The organism is Rhodococcus sp. NPDC127527 (genome assembly GCF_042672245.1).
In the GTDB taxonomy this organism is placed as follows: Bacteria; Actinomycetota; Actinomycetes; order Mycobacteriales; family Mycobacteriaceae; genus Rhodococcus_G.
In genome coordinates, this window is record NZ_JBHXVP010000006.1 from 242,677 (window position 1) to 257,190 (window position 14,514).

At 71.1% G+C, this 14,514-nt stretch carries 14 protein-coding genes and 2 tRNA genes; 10 read left to right on the plus strand and 6 right to left on the minus strand.

Annotated elements, in window-relative coordinates; genetic code table 11:
- Positions 1-30: 30 nt before the first annotated feature.
- Positions 31-771, minus strand: coding sequence for an ABC transporter permease (locus tag ACFVH2_RS13120; protein WP_378424218.1), 741 nt, complete (start codon positions 769-771; stop codon positions 31-33).
- Entirely contained in the window at positions 772-2,802 is a 2,031-nt protein-coding gene (locus ACFVH2_RS13125) for a TPM domain-containing protein (RefSeq protein WP_378424220.1), read from the minus strand.
- A gap of 132 nt (positions 2,803-2,934) precedes the next feature.
- On the opposite strand from ACFVH2_RS13125, the gene ACFVH2_RS13130 reads away from it, so the two are divergent.
- From ACFVH2_RS13130 to ACFVH2_RS13155, 6 genes are read left to right on the plus strand one after another with little or no spacing between them, the layout of a single operon-like run.
- Entirely contained in the window at positions 2,935-3,855 is a 921-nt protein-coding gene (locus ACFVH2_RS13130; protein WP_378424222.1) for an ABC transporter ATP-binding protein, read from the plus strand.
- A 2-nt stretch (positions 3,856-3,857) separates the two neighbouring features.
- Positions 3,858-4,643, plus strand: a complete 786-nt coding sequence (locus ACFVH2_RS13135) for an ABC transporter permease (RefSeq protein ID WP_378424224.1) — start codon at positions 3,858-3,860, stop codon at positions 4,641-4,643.
- Positions 4,644-4,665: 22 nt separating this feature from the next.
- Positions 4,666-5,811 (plus strand): sensor histidine kinase, encoded by a 1,146-nt coding sequence (locus ACFVH2_RS13140; RefSeq protein ID WP_378424225.1) that lies wholly within the window; start codon positions 4,666-4,668, stop codon positions 5,809-5,811.
- Positions 5,808-6,422 carry a response regulator gene (locus tag ACFVH2_RS13145; protein ID WP_378424227.1) on the plus strand — a complete coding sequence of 205 codons (615 nt, stop codon included), beginning with the start codon at positions 5,808-5,810 and terminating at the stop codon, positions 6,420-6,422. The genes ACFVH2_RS13140 and ACFVH2_RS13145 overlap by 4 nt, the downstream gene beginning before the upstream one ends.
- A gap of 52 nt (positions 6,423-6,474) precedes the next feature.
- The gene (locus tag ACFVH2_RS13150; protein WP_378424229.1) at positions 6,475-7,152 is read left to right on the plus strand and encodes a YdcF family protein; all 678 of its coding nucleotides are present in this window, start codon (positions 6,475-6,477) and stop codon (positions 7,150-7,152) included.
- Positions 7,149-8,420, plus strand: a complete 1,272-nt coding sequence (locus tag ACFVH2_RS13155) for a deoxyguanosinetriphosphate triphosphohydrolase (RefSeq protein WP_378424231.1) — start codon at positions 7,149-7,151, stop codon at positions 8,418-8,420. Before ACFVH2_RS13150 ends, ACFVH2_RS13155 begins: the two co-directional genes overlap by 4 nt.
- 4 nt (positions 8,421-8,424) lie before the next feature.
- Here the strand turns inward: ACFVH2_RS13155 and ACFVH2_RS13160 are convergent, their stop codons facing one another.
- Complete coding sequence (locus tag ACFVH2_RS13160; protein WP_378424233.1) at positions 8,425-9,609, minus strand: dipeptidase; 1,185 nt, start codon at positions 9,607-9,609, stop codon at positions 8,425-8,427.
- Positions 9,610-9,660: 51 nt separating this feature from the next.
- Here ACFVH2_RS13160 and dnaG point away from each other — a divergent pair, with 51 nt between their 5' ends.
- Positions 9,661-11,568, plus strand: a complete 1,908-nt coding sequence (gene dnaG, locus ACFVH2_RS13165) for a DNA primase (RefSeq protein WP_378424235.1) — start codon at positions 9,661-9,663, stop codon at positions 11,566-11,568.
- A 1-nt stretch (position 11,569) separates the two neighbouring features.
- Here the strand turns inward: dnaG and ACFVH2_RS13170 are convergent, their stop codons facing one another.
- Positions 11,570-11,809 (minus strand): hypothetical protein, encoded by a 240-nt coding sequence (locus tag ACFVH2_RS13170; protein ID WP_378424237.1) that lies wholly within the window; start codon positions 11,807-11,809, stop codon positions 11,570-11,572.
- Between the two features lie 135 nt (positions 11,810-11,944).
- On the opposite strand from ACFVH2_RS13170, the gene ACFVH2_RS13175 reads away from it, so the two are divergent.
- Together ACFVH2_RS13175 and ACFVH2_RS13180 are read left to right on the plus strand one after the other, a co-directional pair.
- Positions 11,945-12,017, plus strand: a tRNA-Asn gene (locus ACFVH2_RS13175).
- A 172-nt stretch (positions 12,018-12,189) separates the two neighbouring features.
- A complete protein-coding gene (locus ACFVH2_RS13180) occupies positions 12,190-12,369 on the plus strand; it encodes a hypothetical protein (protein ID WP_378424239.1) in 180 nt (59 codons plus the stop codon).
- Positions 12,370-12,412: 43 nt separating this feature from the next.
- Here ACFVH2_RS13180 and ACFVH2_RS13185 read toward each other — a convergent pair whose 3' ends face one another.
- Positions 12,413-12,937, minus strand: coding sequence for a VOC family protein (locus ACFVH2_RS13185; protein WP_378424241.1), 525 nt, complete (start codon positions 12,935-12,937; stop codon positions 12,413-12,415).
- Between the two features lie 215 nt (positions 12,938-13,152).
- Here ACFVH2_RS13185 and ACFVH2_RS13190 point away from each other — a divergent pair.
- A tRNA-Ile gene (locus tag ACFVH2_RS13190) sits at positions 13,153-13,226 on the plus strand.
- Positions 13,227-13,318: 92 nt separating this feature from the next.
- Here ACFVH2_RS13190 and ACFVH2_RS13195 read toward each other — a convergent pair.
- Complete coding sequence (locus ACFVH2_RS13195; RefSeq protein WP_378424242.1) at positions 13,319-14,404, minus strand: ParB/Srx family N-terminal domain-containing protein; 1,086 nt, start codon at positions 14,402-14,404, stop codon at positions 13,319-13,321.
- Positions 14,405-14,514: the final 110 nt, after the last annotated feature.

Here is a 14,514-nt window from a genome sequence, read left to right on the forward strand (position 1 = left end):
CCAGGGACTCCGTAACCACACCACTGCGCGTCAGCGCTTCACCCGGGCGCGGGCCACGAGTTCCATCGTCACCGCGACCGCGCAGGTCTGGGCGAGCAGGACGCCGACCAGGACGAGGATCTGCACGGCCCCGGCCTGCACCGCCGATCCGCTGGCCAGCAGCACACCGACGAACGCGCCCGGCAGGGTCACCAGCCCGACCGTGCGGGTCTGGTCGAGGCCGGGGAGCAGGGCGTCGGCGGCGCTGTCGTGGACCACGAGCATTCGTGAATCCCGTTCGCTCAGACCGAGACTCAGTGCCGCCTCCACTTCGCCGCGCCGCTGCCCGATGGCGTCGAGGGAGCGTTTGGCCGCCAGCGACGTGGACGTCATCGCATTGCCCAGCACGATGCCGCCGATCGGGATCAGCGCGACGCCCTCGAGCGGTACGACGCCGCTGGCCAGCATCGGCGGCAGCACCGCCGCCATCCCCGCGGCCAGGGCCGCGGTCAGCCACACCCCGGACCGCCCGGCCCTCGACCGTCGGGCTGCGGTGAACGACGCCGCCACGAACATCACCGCCAGGACCGCCACCGCCGACCACAGGTGCCGCAGCGCCGCGGCCAGGACGAGCGAGACCACCGCGAGCTGCGCGGCGCCGCGGACGGCCGCCGACGGCACCGACAACGGACGGTCGAACCCGGCCACCCGGTACACCAGCGCCGCGGCCGCGGCCATCACCGCGCAGACGACCGCCAGTGCGAGCCCGGGGTGCGCCAGCGCGGTGCTCATCTAGAAACGGCCGCTGCGGCCGATCCGACCGGAGCTGCTCGGCCCGCCGAACGAGCCGGGTCCGCGACTCCCGCCGCCACCGCCGCCTCCGCGATTGCCCCAGCCGCCGCTCATTCCGCCGCGGATCATCGAGTCGATCAGGATCCCACCGAGGATCGCGCCGGTGTTCGAGCCGGAACTCGGTGGCCGCCGCTTCGCCTCCCACTGCTGCACGTCGGACTGCGCCAGGCGCAGGGCCCGGGCCGCGAGGTCGCCGGCCGCCTGCGCGTGCTGCAGTGCCTTCGACGGGTCGGTCTGGGCCAGCTGCCGGGCGGCGTCGAGATGGCGCTGCGCCTCCGACAGTCGGGTGCGGGCCTCGGCGTCGACGGCGCCGCGGCGGGTGCCGATGAAGTCGGCCGCCGCGGTGACCTGTGCGTTCGCGGCGGTGATGTCCTGGGTGAGTTTCTGCGCGGCGCGTTCGGACCGCTGCCTGGATTCGTTGGCGGCGGCGAGGACCCGGTCCAGTTCGGCGTCCGCGGCGGCGAGCTCGGTCAGCGAGCCCAACGGGTCGGAGTCCTTGCCGGCGTCGGCCTTCGCAAGCGCCGCCTGCGCGGCCGTCCGGGCGGCGACCAGTTCCGGACCACCGTGCGCGGCCAGCGCTTCCGCGGCGGCAATGTCCTTGCGTGCGTCCTCGAGCGCGTCCGGCAGGGTGGCGACGGCCGCCCGGATGTTCTCTTCGGCGTGGTCGACGCCGTCGAGGAGTTCTCGGGTCTGGTCGACGGCGGACTCGGCGGCGCGGATAGCGACGACCGCGGGACCCTGCTTGCCCGCGGGTAGCGCGACCGCGGCCCGCCCGGCGGTGACGTTCTGGTCCGCGAAGGCCAGCTGCTGGCGCGCCAGGGCGACATTGTTCTCCACCGAAGCCAGTGCGGGGGAGGGGAATTCGCCGTGGAGTGCGGTGAGCGTGGACTCCGACTCGGGGATCCGCACGGTCAGTTCGACGATGTGCTGGGTGAGCGCGTCGAGGCGGTCCGGCGCGTCGATCAACAGATCGCGCATGCCGTCGAACTCGGTCACCCGGGCGTTGAGTTCCCGGTCCGCGCGGCTGCAGGTGGAGATCAGTTCGATCAGCATGCTCCGCTGCTGATCCGGGGTCTCGGGGATGTCGTCGTCGAGGCGCTGGCGGATCGTGAACGCCGACGCGAGGGTGGACTTGGCGACCTCGAACGCGGTGGTGAACGTCGCGGTGGCCGCGTCGCCGAACTCGCCGCGGGCCAGGGTCAACTCCTCCTCGCTGGTGCGAATCGCGTTGTCGGTCTCCACCAGCACCGCCTTGGCGCGCGCGTCGAGGGTCTCGATCGGCAGCGCGGCGATCGCCGCGGTGTCGGTCCAGTCGACGTCCTTCGCCGCCTCGACGCCCCGGCGGATCCGGTCGCTGCGACGCCTGCGGCTGTACAGCACCGCTCCGCCGGCTCCGACGATGATCACGCCGCCGCCGATCAACAGGTACTTCGCGGTGCCCCCGCCGCCCGAGTTGCTCATAGCGTCGCCGAGGCCACCCGCCATCGAGATCGCGGCCCCGGACCAGTCCTCCTCGCGCAGCGCGGGAACCACGGCGTCACGTTCGATCGCCGCGATCTCCGAGTTGGTGACCCCGGACAGGTTGCCCGGCACGTTCAGCGCGTAGGCACGGTCCCCGGTGGCGACCGCGAGCAGCGCGGACTCGTCGCCGAGCCCGCTCGACTTGACGGTCTTGCTCGCCCACTGGTCGGCGTCCATGCCGCCGAAGTTGTCGACGTAGACCACCCACAGTTGCACCCGGTGCTCGTCGAACAGGCCGTCCAGCGCCGACTGCACGTCGGCGCGCTGGCTCGCGTCCAACACGCCGGCGGAGTCGGTGATCGGGGAGGGCAGCCGGAGCGGGGCGTCCGCCGACGCCGTGGCGGGCAGGCAGATCAGGGCCAGCAGCGCGACGACTGCCGCGACGGCCCCGGCGATCGAGTGGCTGCGCCGACCGGGTCGACCGGGAACGCGCGGATGGGCGAGTGACATGGCATGAATCTATCTGCACCGGCCGCGATTGCGCCGTCACCGGCGGTCGCACGTCGGCCCGTGACAGCTGTCACGGGCAAGTCGTGACGGACGGCCGGGGCACGCTCGCCCACCACCGAGCAGGGTGGAGCCATGACCACAGCAGCGATCGAACTCCGAGATCTCCGAAAGCGGTTCGTGACGGCCGGCGCGCCCCCGGTCCAGGCCGTCGACGGACTGAGCCTGACCGTCGCGCCCGGCGAGATCGTGGCATTCCTCGGGCCCAACGGCGCAGGCAAGACCACCACCATCGACATGCTGCTCGGGCTGGCGCGGCCGGACTCCGGCCGGGTGTCGGTGTTCGGGGGCAGCCCGGAGGACGCGATCGCCACCGGCCGGGTCTCCGCGGTGATGCAGAGCGGCGGCCTGCTCAAGGACCTGACCGTCGAGGAGACGGTGCAGTTGGTGGGCTCGCTGTTCGCAGCCACCGCGCCGGTCTCGGAGGTGCTGGCCCGCGCCGGCGTCGCCGACATCGCGGGCCGGATGGTCGGCAAGTGCTCGGGCGGGCAGCAACAGCGGCTGCGGTTCGCGTTGGCGCTGCTGCCGAATCCGGACCTGATCGTGCTCGACGAACCGACCACCGGCATGGACGTCGAGGGCCGGCGCGACTTCTGGAGCGCCATGCGGGAGGACTCGAGCCGGGGACGCACCGTCCTGTTCGCCACCCACTACCTCGACGAGGCCGACGCGTACGCCGATCGCATCGTGCTCGTCAGCCACGGTCGCATCGTCGCCGACGGCAGCGCCGCCGAGATCAAGAACCTCGCGTCGGGGCGGGTGATCAGCGCGAATCTGCCCGGAGCGGACCAGCATCGGCTGCTCGCCATCGACGGCGTCGACTCCGTCGAAGTGCGCGGCGAGCGGGTGGTGGTGCACGCCATCGACTCCGACGCGGTGGCGCGCTACCTGCTGGGGCACACCGACGCCCGCGACCTCGAGATCTCCTCGCGGGGGCTCGAGGACGCCTTCCTCGCCCTCACCACCGACCGTCGTTTCGCCACTCAGGAGGCCTGATCATGTCCGTCGCCACCGCCGACCCGTCGGCCCGCAGGCTCCCCGCCGCGGGCGGATTCAGCCTGGGCTTCCTCGCGCTCGAACTGCGCCGGATGCTCCGCAACAAGCGGACCCTGATCTTCACCCTGGTGATGCCACCGGTGTTCTTCGCCATCTTCGGCATCCAGTCCGACTTCCGGACACAGGCCTACGGTTCGGGCAACGTCACGGCGTACGTGATGATCTCGATGGCCGTCTACGGCGCCATGCTGGCCACCACCAGCGGCGGCGCGATGGTCTCGATCGAGCGGGCGCTGGGGTGGAGCCGGCAACTGCGGTTGACCCCGCTGCGTCCGATCGCGTACGTCGCCACCAAGATCGCCGTTGCGATGACCCTCGGATTCGTGTCGGTCGTGGTGGTCTTCGTGGTCGGGGCGGTGCTCGGCGCGCAGCTACCCGCGGTCGCCTGGGTGGGGTGCTTCCTGCTCGCCTGGCTCGGCTCGCTGGTGTTCGCCGCCTTCGGCCTGTTCATGGGCTACCTGCTGCCGTCGGAGAACGTCATGCAGATCCTCGGGCCCGGACTCGCGGTGCTGGCGTTCGCGGGTGGGCTGTTCGTCCCGCCGTCCGGGTGGTTCGAGACCGTGGCCAAGCTCTTCCCGACGTACGGTGTTGCGGCCCTTGCCCGTTCGCCGCTCGGCGAGATCGGTGGCGGAACCCTCGCCGTGGCCCTGGTCAACCTGGTGGTGTGGGCGTCGGTGTTCGTGGTCGGTGCGGCGGTGTTGTTCCGCCGCGACACCGCGCGGGTCTAGGCCACCCACTAGCGTCATGCGGGTGAGTGAGCTGAGTCGAGACGAACCGCGGGCCCCCGGCCGGGTGGGATTCCTGTTCGCGGCCATCTGGCTCGTCTACCTCGCCTACCCGGTGGCCTCGGCGCTGCAGCTGACGGACACCGCCGCGAAGGTGTTCGCGCTCGTGCTGATCGCGCTGTTCGGAGCGGCGTACACCGGGTGCTTCGTGGTGTTCCGGTCGGTCGAGAGGATTCGTGAGCAGTGGCCGCGGCCCGATCCGCGGATCGTGTACGCCGCCGTGGCCCTGCTCACCCTGCTGATGGTCGCGGTGATGATTCCGCTCGGGTCGGACGCGTTCGCCCTCGCGATCTACGTCGCGGCGCTCGCGGCGATCACCCTGCCGTCGGCGCGGGCGTGGACGGTCGTGGGCGCGCTGACGGTGGCGGTCCTGGCGCTCCCGCGCCTCGTCCCGTCCATGCAGACCCAGGACTTCCTCGCCTTCCAGCTGGTCGTCGCGGCCTTCGCGGCCTGGGGGATCGGGCAGGTGATCTACCGGAACATGCAGCTGGCGGCCGCCCGCGAGCAGCTCGCGACGATGGCCGTGGCGGAGGAACGGCTGCGCCTGGGCCGCGACGTGCACGACATCCTGGGACACTCGCTCACCGTGATCACCGTCAAGGCCGAGCTCGCTCGCCGGCTGCTCGAGGTCGACATCGACCGTGCGCGAGCCGAACTGGACGACATCGAGGCCCTCGCCCGCGAGGGCCTCGCCGGAGTCCGCGACACCGTCGGCAGGCTCCGGGAGGTGAGCCTCGAGGGCGAGCTGGCCAACGCCCGCTCGGCGCTGCGCGCGGCCGGGATCGAGGCGGTGCTCCCGGAGGGTGCGCAGGGCGTGCCCGCCGCACGTCGCGAGGTGTTCGGATGGACGTTGCGCGAGGCGGTGACCAATGTGGTGCGGCACAGCGAGGCGTCCCGGTGCGAGGTTCGTCTCACGGCGTCGACCATCGAGATCTGCGACGACGGCAACGGCCTGCACGCCGATGCAACCGATCGTGGCAACGGGATCGCGGGCCTTCGGGAACGGGTCGGCGACGCGGGCGGCGCGCTGCGACTGTCGCGGCCGGCGTCGGGCGGATTCTGCCTGGCCGCGGTGTTCCCCGAGGTCGCACCCGAGCGGGGTCGGCGATGACCGAGCCGATCACCCTGCTGATCGCGGACGACCAGGCGCTGGTGCGCGGCGCCCTGGCCGCACTGCTCGATCTGGAGTCGGACCTGACCGTGGTCGCCGAGGTCGGGCGCGGCGACGAGGTGCTCGACGCGGTCCGCAGGCATCGACCGCAGGTCGCGCTGCTGGACGTGGAAATGCCGGGCATGGACGGTATCTCGGTGGCGCAGCAGTTGCACCGCGAATGCCCGGAGGTCCGGATCCTGATGGTCACCACCTTCGGGCGGCCCGGTTACCTGCGCCGCGCGATCGACGCCGGGGCGAGCGGGTTCGTGGTCAAGGACACGCCGGCCCGCGAACTCGCGGACGCGGTGCGCCGGGTGCACCTGGGGCTGCGGGTGGTCGATCCGACGCTGGCGACGGAGACCCTGGCGACGGGCGCGTCGCCGCTGACCGCGCGCGAACGCGAGGTGCTGCTGGCGGCGTCCGGCGGCGCGAGCACCGGGGTGATCGCGAAGACCCTGCACCTGTCCGAGGGCACCGTGCGCAACCACCTGTCCTCGGCGATCGGGAAGACCGGCACCAGCACCCGCGGGGAGGCCGTTCGCGCCGCCGAACGGCTCGGCTGGCTCTGACCCGGGCGTGCCGTTGGTCCGTCGCACCCGCCGCGGCTGGCAGACTTGCGGAGTGAGCTACTCAGCAGCAGGCGCGCGAGACACCGATCGTCTCGGGTTCGGCGGCACCCTGGCCCGGTGGTCGCGTCGCGTGGTGGTCGGGTCGATTCTGATCGCCGTGTTGCTGGTCGGCGGCACCGCGTTCCGCGTGTGGCAGGTGGCCCGGATCAACGATCTCACCCACGCCGACGCGATCGTGGTGCTCGGCGCCGCGCAGTACTCGGGGACGCCCTCGTCGGTGTTCGAGGCGCGGCTCGAGCAGGCCGCGAAGCTGTTCAAGGAGGGTGTCGCGCCGACGGTCGTCACGGTCGGCGGCAAGCAGGTCGGCGACGAGTACACCGAGGCCGCGTCCGGCCGGAACTACCTGATCGGTCGCGGGGTGCCGGGGGACCGGGTCATCGCGGTCGAGGAGGGTTCCGACACCCTGCGCAGCATCGAGGGCGTCAGCCGGGTGATGGGGGAGCACTCGATGAACTCCGCCGTGCTCGTCAGCGACCCGTGGCACTCGCTGCGGACCCGCACCATGGCCCGCGACGCCGGGCTCGAGGCCTGGACCGCGCCGACCCGGCAGGGGCCCGCCGTCTTCACCCGTGAGTCGCAGATCCACGGAATAGCCAGGGAGACAGGGGCTTTGGTGTGGTATCAGCTGACCCACTTCTCCGCGGACTTCCCCTACACGGCGGGGCAGTGACCTCCGTGTCCTACACCGAACACGACCTCGAGCGCCGCGTCGTCGAGGCACCCAAGACCGGCGGGCTGCCCGGCACCTCCGCGCGCCGCAGCGACTTCTCCCGCGACCGCGCCCGCGTGCTGCACAGTGCCGCGCTGCGCCGACTCGCCGACAAGACGCAGGTGGTCGGACCGCGCGACGGCGACACCCCCCGCACCCGGCTGACGCATTCGATCGAGGTCGCGCAGATCGGACGCGGCATCGCCGACGGACTCGGCTGCGACCCCGACCTCGTCGACCTGGCGGGGCTCGCGCACGACATCGGGCACCCGCCCTACGGGCACAACGGGGAGAAGGCGCTCGACGAGGTCGCGCAGGACTGCGGCGGATTCGAGGGCAACGCGCAGAACCTGCGGATCCTCACCAGCCTCGAGCCGAAGGTCCTCGGCGCCGACGGCCGCAGCGTGGGGCTGAACCTGACCCGTGCGGCGCTCGACGCGGCGATCAAGTACCCGTGGACGCGGCCGTCGCCCGGTGCCAAGTTCGGCGCCTACGGCGACGACGCCGAGATCCTCGCCTGGGTCCGCGCCGGTGCGCCCGGCACCCGCCGCTGCCTCGAGTCGCAGGTGATGGACTGGGCGGACGACGTGGCCTACTCGGTGCACGACGTCGAGGACGGGGTGATTGCGGGCCGGATCGACCTGCGCGCGCTGGCCGATCCTGCCGAGCAGCGCGCCCTCGCCGAGATGGGTGCCTCCGAGTTCCGGGGCCTGGTCGTCGACGAACTCGTCGAGGCGGCCCGCCGGCTGTCGGTGCTGCCCGTCGTGGCGGCCGCCGCCGGCACCTTCGACGGCACCCTGGCCAGTTCGGTGGCGCTGAAGAACCTGACCAGCGAGCTGGTCGGGCGGTTCGCCACCGCCGCGGTGTCCGCGACGCAGGAGGTCGCGGGCGGGGCGCCGCTGACCCGGTACGCCGCCGACCTGGAGATTCCGCCGGTGGTGGGCGCCGAGGTCGCGCTGCTCAAGACCGTCGCGCTGCGGTACGTGATGTCCGACGCCGGGCACAAGACCAAGCAGGACCGCCAGCGCGACCGCATCCACCGGGTCGCGGAGTGGCTGACCCGCACCGCCCCGGCCGGGCTGGACCCGCTGCTGCTGACGGCCTGGGAACGCGCGGGCGACGACGCGACCCGCACCCGGGTGATCGTCGACCAGATCGCGTCCTACACCGAGAGCCGGCTCGAGCGCGTCGACAAGCAGAGCCTGGGCGCGCAGGCCAGCTGGGGTTAGGCGCCTACGGCAGCACCTGCGTCATGACCCGCAACGTGTTGCCGCCCATGATCGCCCGGATCTCGTCGTCGCTGTGCCCGCGATCGCGCAGCTCCTGGGTGATCACCGCGATCTTGCTGGTGTCCCAGGCGACCGTGGTGGACCCGTCGTAGTCGCTGCCGAGCGCGGCGGTCGGCAGCCCGCCGACGGCGATCACGTGCTCGAGCGCGTCGACCACGGCGGCCGGGGTCAGCTCGCACACCGCGGCGTCCCAGTAGCCGATGCCGACCACGCCGCCGGTCGCCGCGACGCCGCGGATCTCGTCGTCGGTGAGGTTGCGGTTGACGTCGCACGTCGCCTGCACGCCGCCGTGGCTGGCGACCACCGGCTTCGTCGCGCGGGCCAGCATCTCCGCGATCGCGGTGTGGCTCGCGTGGGCGATGTCGACGATGACCCCGCGCCGCTCCATCTCGTCGAACACCTGCCGGCCGAGGTCGGTGAGGCCGCCCTTGACCTCCCCGTGCATCGAGCCGCCGACCTCGTTGTCGAAGAAGTGGGTGAACCCGGCCATCCGCATGCCGGCGTCGTAGAGCCGGTCGAAGTTCTCGATCCGGCCCTCGAGGTTCTGCAGGCCCTCGACCGAGAACAGGGCTCCCGTGACGTTCTGCCCGGCCGCCCGATCCGCGAGCAGGGCCTCCAGGTCGCCGCGGGTGCGCACCACGCGGAGCCGACCGTCCGAGTCCGCGGCCGCGTTCGCGAGCTTGTCCGCGTGGTAGAGCGAGCGCTCGAGCAGCGAACCCCACGTGCGCGGCGGCTGCAGTTGGGCGATCGTCAGGAGCGAGATGTTGTCGGTCTCGTCGGAGTTCGCGTCGTAGTTCTGGCCCTTCGGCGACTTCGACACCGACGAGAACACCTGCAGTGCCACGTTGCCGTCCTGCAGGCGCGGCAGGTCCATGTGGCCGCGCGAGGACCGCTCGAGAATGTCGCGATCCCACATCAGGGTGTCCGAGTGCATGTCGGCGATCTGCAGGCTGTCGTGCAGCTGTTGCGTCTGCGGGGTCACCTCGGGCAGGTCGGCGGCGACGACGGTGTTCATGCTGCGTTCGACGGCGCCGGGGGCGATCGTGAAGAAGGCGACCGCGGCGGCGACGACCACGACGGGGATACCGATCAGGATGCGACGCAGCCATCTGCGCTTCGTGGACGACATGGCGCGAATCCTACGGTCGGGACGGGTCCGCGCAGGCCCTAGACTGTCCGCGTGGCCGGCCGAATTCCTGAACGAGACGTAGCCGCCATTCGTGAGCGGACCCACATCGAGGACATCGTGGGTGAGTACGTCGCGCTCAAGCGCAGCGGCGGCGACTCGATGAAGGGCCTGTGTCCGTTCCACGACGAGAAGTCCCCGTCCTTCCACGCCCGGCCCAACCACGGCACGTACCACTGCTTCGGCTGCGGCGAGGGCGGCGACGTCTACTCGTTCCTGCAGAAGATCGAGCACATCTCGTTCGTCGAGGCCGTCGAGCAGCTCGCGGACCGGCTGAACTACACCATCTCCTACGAGGGCGGCGGGCCGTCGGTGCAGCGCGACCGCGGCACCCGGGCCCGGCTGGTCGCGGCCAACGCGGCCGCTCAGGAGTTCTACGCGGCACGGCTGCGCGAGCCCGACGCCCAGACCGCCCGCGACTACCTGACCGAACGCAACTTCGACGGCCAGGCCGCCGTCACGTTCGGCTGCGGCTACGCCCCCGACGGCTGGGACACGCTGACCAAGCACCTGCTGACCAAGGGCTTCGAGGCCAAGGAGATCATCGACGCCGGGCTCGCCACCCCCGGCAAGCGCGGCACCCCGATCGACCGGTTCCGGCGGCGGCTGGTGTGGCCGATCCGCAACCTCGGTGGCGACGTCATCGGATTCGGTGCCCGCAAGCTCTTCGACGACGACACCATGCCCGGCAAGTACATCAACACCCCAGAGACCATGCTGTACAAGAAGTCTCAGGTGCTCTTCGGGCTCGACCTGGCCAAGCGGGACATCGCCAAGGGGCACCAGGCGGTGGTCGTCGAGGGCTACACCGACGTCATGGCGATGCACCTGGCCGGGGTCAAGACCGCCGTCGCGGCCTGCGGCACCGCGTTCGGCGAGGACCACCTCGCGATGCTGCGTCGACTCCTGATGGACGACAGCTACTTTCGCGGTGAGGTGATCTACACCTTCGACGGCGACGCGGCCGGCCAGGCCGCCGCGATGAAGGCGTTCGAGGGCGACCAGAAGATGGCCGGGCAGACCTACGTGGCGGTGGCCCCCGACGGGATGGACCCGTGCGAGCTGCGGCAGGCCTCCGGCGACGCCGCCGTCCGCGACCTGGTGGCCCGGCGGATTCCGATGTTCCGGTTCGTGATCAGGTCGCTGCTGGCCGAGCACGACCTCGAGACCGGTGAGGGCCGGGTCGAGGCGCTGCGGCGCACGGTGCCCGTCGTCGCCCAGATCAAGGACGCCGCGCTGCGCGAGGACTACGCCCGGCAGCTCGCGGGGTGGATCGGGTGGGACGACATCCCGACCGTGATCAAGCGGGTGCGGGACGAGAGCAGGCGCCAGTCGTCGCGTCGCGGGCAGCCGCAGCGGCAGGGCGCTTTCCGGGAGGAGCCCGCGGCACCCGCGGCGGCACCCGCGGGTCCGGCCCGACCGAACCCCCGCGATCCCTCGCTGTGGCCGCAGCGGGACGCGCTCAAGGCCGCGCTGCAGTACCCCGAGGTCGCGGGTTCGGTGTTCGACTCGCTGCCGACGGAGACCTTCACCCATCCCGCCTACGCGCTGGTCCGTCAGGCGATATCCGACGCGGGCGGCACCGCGGCCGGACTCGGCGGGGCCGAGTGGATGGACGCGGTGGGCAAGCTCGCCGACCCGCTGCAGTCGCTGGTGACCGAACTGGCCGTCGAACCGATCCGGGCCTCCGACGTGCCCAGGTACATCCCGCAGGTGCTCGCGCGCCTGCAGGAGGTGTGGGTCGGGCAGCAGGTGGCCGACCTGAAGTCGAAGCTGCAGCGGATGTCGCAGGCCGACCAGCCGGACGAGTACATGTCGCTGTTCGGCGACCTGGTCGCGCTCGAGCAGTACCGCCGCAGCCTGCTCGAGCAGGCAGTCGGCGACAGCTCCGACGAGTACTGACCTACAGGCGCTCGCGCGGGACGTAGATCGTGGTGTCCTTGTCGATGGCCTCGAGCGGTTCGAGCCGCGGCTGGGTGTTGAGGCTGTCGGAGAGCTTCTGCCGGCCGACCTCGATGACCTTCTTCGTCGCCGGGCTGCTCGCGACGGCCTTCGCCGTCCGGCTGATCTGTTCGTAGCGGGCGCGGCCGGCCTTCGTGCCGAGCACGTACCCCGCGGCGACCCCGATCAACAAGCGCATCATCCCTGTTTTCCTCCCGTCGAGCGGCCTGACACAGTCTGCCTGATGGGTCTACGGGCAGGCGATTTGGTACCTGGGTGGGTCTATGGGTTAAAGTCTGTTCCGCAGCCAGGCGAGAGCGGCGGCTGCCGAAGGTAATCCCCTGTAGCTCAATTGGCAGAGCTTCCGACTGTTAATCGGACGGTTGCTGGTTCGAGTCCAGCCGGGGGAGCTTCAGAAGGCCCCCGACCGGCGCAAGCCCGGTCGGGGGCCTTTTTCGTGTCCTCGTCGGTGGTCGGCTCCGTCACAACGTGGCCCAGGCGTGAACACTGTCATCGCCCGGGGTGCAGGGGAAGGGACCTTTGGCCCTGTCGGTGGACCCGGCCGCGCGCGAGGCTGGGGGCGTGGCAAATTTTCCCAGTGATCTGATCGACCGTTCGACGACGATCTCGACCGCCCAGGCCCATCTGCTCGCTCCGCGTGATGCTGGTGAGCGGGTGGCGCGGGCGCGACTCGTGTTGGCGATGCTCGCCGTCGTCGCGGTGCTGACGCTCACCGTGATCGTGATCGCCATGATGCCCTGACTCGTGGCCACCTGCCCGCCACCCCGCGAGCGTCCGGGGCCGGTCAGGTTCGCGGTGCGATCGGGGCGCTCGCGAGGCCGGTCCGTCTGCCGCTGAGCTCGGCGTCGAGGGTTCGCTGCGCGTCCCGCATGGACTCGGCGTACTCGGGCTCCGAGAGTCGTTGCCAGGTCACCTCTTCCGGTACGTCCTCGACGCGGGACATCACCCACCAGATGTTGCCGAGCGGGTCGCGCAACCGTCCTCCGCGATCTCCCCAGGCGCTGTTGGACGGTTCGGTGACGACGCGGGCCCCCGCTGCCGTCGCCCTGTCGAAGGCTGCGTCGGCGTCCGGGACGTAGACCCGAAGCAGCGACGGCATCGCCGGCCAGTCGGCACGGCGGTCGAACGCGAGCAGCACCGTGTCGCCGACCCGGATCTCGGCGTGACCGATGCTGCCGTCCTCGACCGCTACCCGGCTGAGTTCGGTGCCGTCGAACGCCGCGGAGACGAAGTCCAGCAGCGCGCCCGTGTCGTCGGTGACGATCCACGGTGCCGCGGTGGTGTAGCCCTGAGGTGTGGTGCCGGTCATGTCGGGTCCTCTCGTCGGGAAACTGCTCGAGTCGGGACCGACGTTAGGGTCTATTCAGGACGGTTTCGGTCCTAGAACTGGTCTGTATGGACTCCCGCAGGTTCTCGCGGGAGTCCGAGGACCGGCACGAGACCCTGGCCGCACGGGGTCGGCACCGGTGCCGGTAGCATTTGGCCGTCCGAATGTGCGCGTCAGAGCGCGTGTGAGGGACGAATGGGGCGGTAGCTCAGTCGGTTAGAGCCGTGGACTCATAATCCATTGGTCGCGGGTTCGAGCCCCGCCCGCCCCACTCGCGGTGCGATCCGTGCCGTGCCGTGGCATCAACGAGGAACGGGCGGTCACCGCGACATCGCGGTGACCGCCCGTTCCTGCGTCAGAGGCTCACTTGCCGTGTGCGGCCTTGTATTCCAGCGCGTACGCGATCTTGCCGGGCTTGGCGTCGGAGTACGGCTTCGACAGCTTGGCGAACTCGCCCTTGTCGTCGGCCTTGCCGTCGTTCCACTGGGGGAGGGCGCCGAGCTGTCCGGCGGTGAAGCCGCTGTCGACCACGGTGCCGGCGGGCAGCGCGGTCTGTGCCTTGGTGACTCGCTTGACGGTGTCGAGGTAGCTGGCGAGGTCGCGCTGGTTCCAGCCATTCAGGTCGGCCGCGTCCTTGTCCCGCAGCCAGGCGTCCCAGTAGAACTCCTGGAACGGGATCGTGCCGGCGGTGAAGCCGATGTCCCGGGCGAAGTACATGAGGCTGCGGTACCTGTCGTCCGCGAAGTTGGCGAGCCCCACCCCGGCGGGCAGGGTGTCCACGGCCACCTCCGTGCCGTTCACGTCGCGGTTCCACACCCACCCGTTCTTCTGCATCTCGGTCCAGAAGTCCTTGACCGACAGGTCGCTGAGGTTGCCGAGGATTCGCAGGCGCACGTGCACGTCCGGACCCTCCGACTCGAAGAAGGAGGTCAGCGTGTGGTGACCGTCGGTCAGGTAGAGCTTGCCGGCGGGACCGACGACGGCGGTCTTCATCGGCGCGATGGAGTCGGGAGTCTCCTGGCCGACGGGTAGCTCACAGGTGAACGAGCCGGGGTCGGCGAGCTTGGCGGCCGGCGTCACGGACACGGCCTTGACCTGGCCGTTCGCCTCGCACCAGTCGTCGAACTTCTTGTTGATCGGGTCCTTGCCGAGGGTGTACCGGCCGAGCTTGTAGTACACCTCGTCGTAGCCGAGTGAGGGCTGGGTGGCGTGCACGTCGCCGATCCGGACGTCGAGCAGGTCGCCGGTCCGGGCGCAGCGGTACTGGTAGTCGAGGGCCGAGCCGCTCGACAGCAGTTCGGCGAGGCTGCCGGCGGACGGGCCGCAGATCCGCGTCGCGGGCGCGGGCACGGGTGCCGCGGCAGCGGTCCCGGCCGCGCCGAGGGCGCCGGCACCGACGAGGGCGAACGCGGTGAGCGTCGTGAACGCGGTGCGCGAGGTGAGGGGCATGGGTGGGTGCACTCTCCTGATCGACGGGGTGGTGTCCGGTCACCCTGATCTGCCTCGGTGACGGGACGACTGCTCGTCGGTGTACGCGGCTCGTCAGGGGAGTGAACGGC

Bases quoted from the DNA above. Each gene is read 5' to 3' on its own strand.
- ACFVH2_RS13160 (WP_378424233.1), bottom strand. From the start codon at position 9,609: ATGTCGTCCACGAAGCGCAGATGGCTGCGTCGCATCCTGATCGGTATC.
- ACFVH2_RS13195 (WP_378424242.1), bottom strand. From the start codon at position 14,404: ATGCCCCTCACCTCGCGCACCGCGTTCACGACGCTCACCGCGTTCGCC.
- ACFVH2_RS13120 (WP_378424218.1), bottom strand. From the start codon at position 771: ATGAGCACCGCGCTGGCGCACCCCGGGCTCGCACTGGCGGTCGTCTGC.
- ACFVH2_RS13170 (WP_378424237.1), bottom strand. From the start codon at position 11,809: ATGATGCGCTTGTTGATCGGGGTCGCCGCGGGGTACGTGCTCGGCACG.
- ACFVH2_RS13135 (WP_378424224.1), top strand. From the start codon at position 3,858: ATGTCCGTCGCCACCGCCGACCCGTCGGCCCGCAGGCTCCCCGCCGCG.
- ACFVH2_RS13185 (WP_378424241.1), bottom strand. From the start codon at position 12,937: ATGACCGGCACCACACCTCAGGGCTACACCACCGCGGCACCGTGGATC.
- ACFVH2_RS13125 (WP_378424220.1), bottom strand. From the start codon at position 2,802: ATGTCACTCGCCCATCCGCGCGTTCCCGGTCGACCCGGTCGGCGCAGC.
- ACFVH2_RS13145 (WP_378424227.1), top strand. From the start codon at position 5,808: ATGACCGAGCCGATCACCCTGCTGATCGCGGACGACCAGGCGCTGGTG.
- ACFVH2_RS13130 (WP_378424222.1), top strand. From the start codon at position 2,935: ATGACCACAGCAGCGATCGAACTCCGAGATCTCCGAAAGCGGTTCGTG.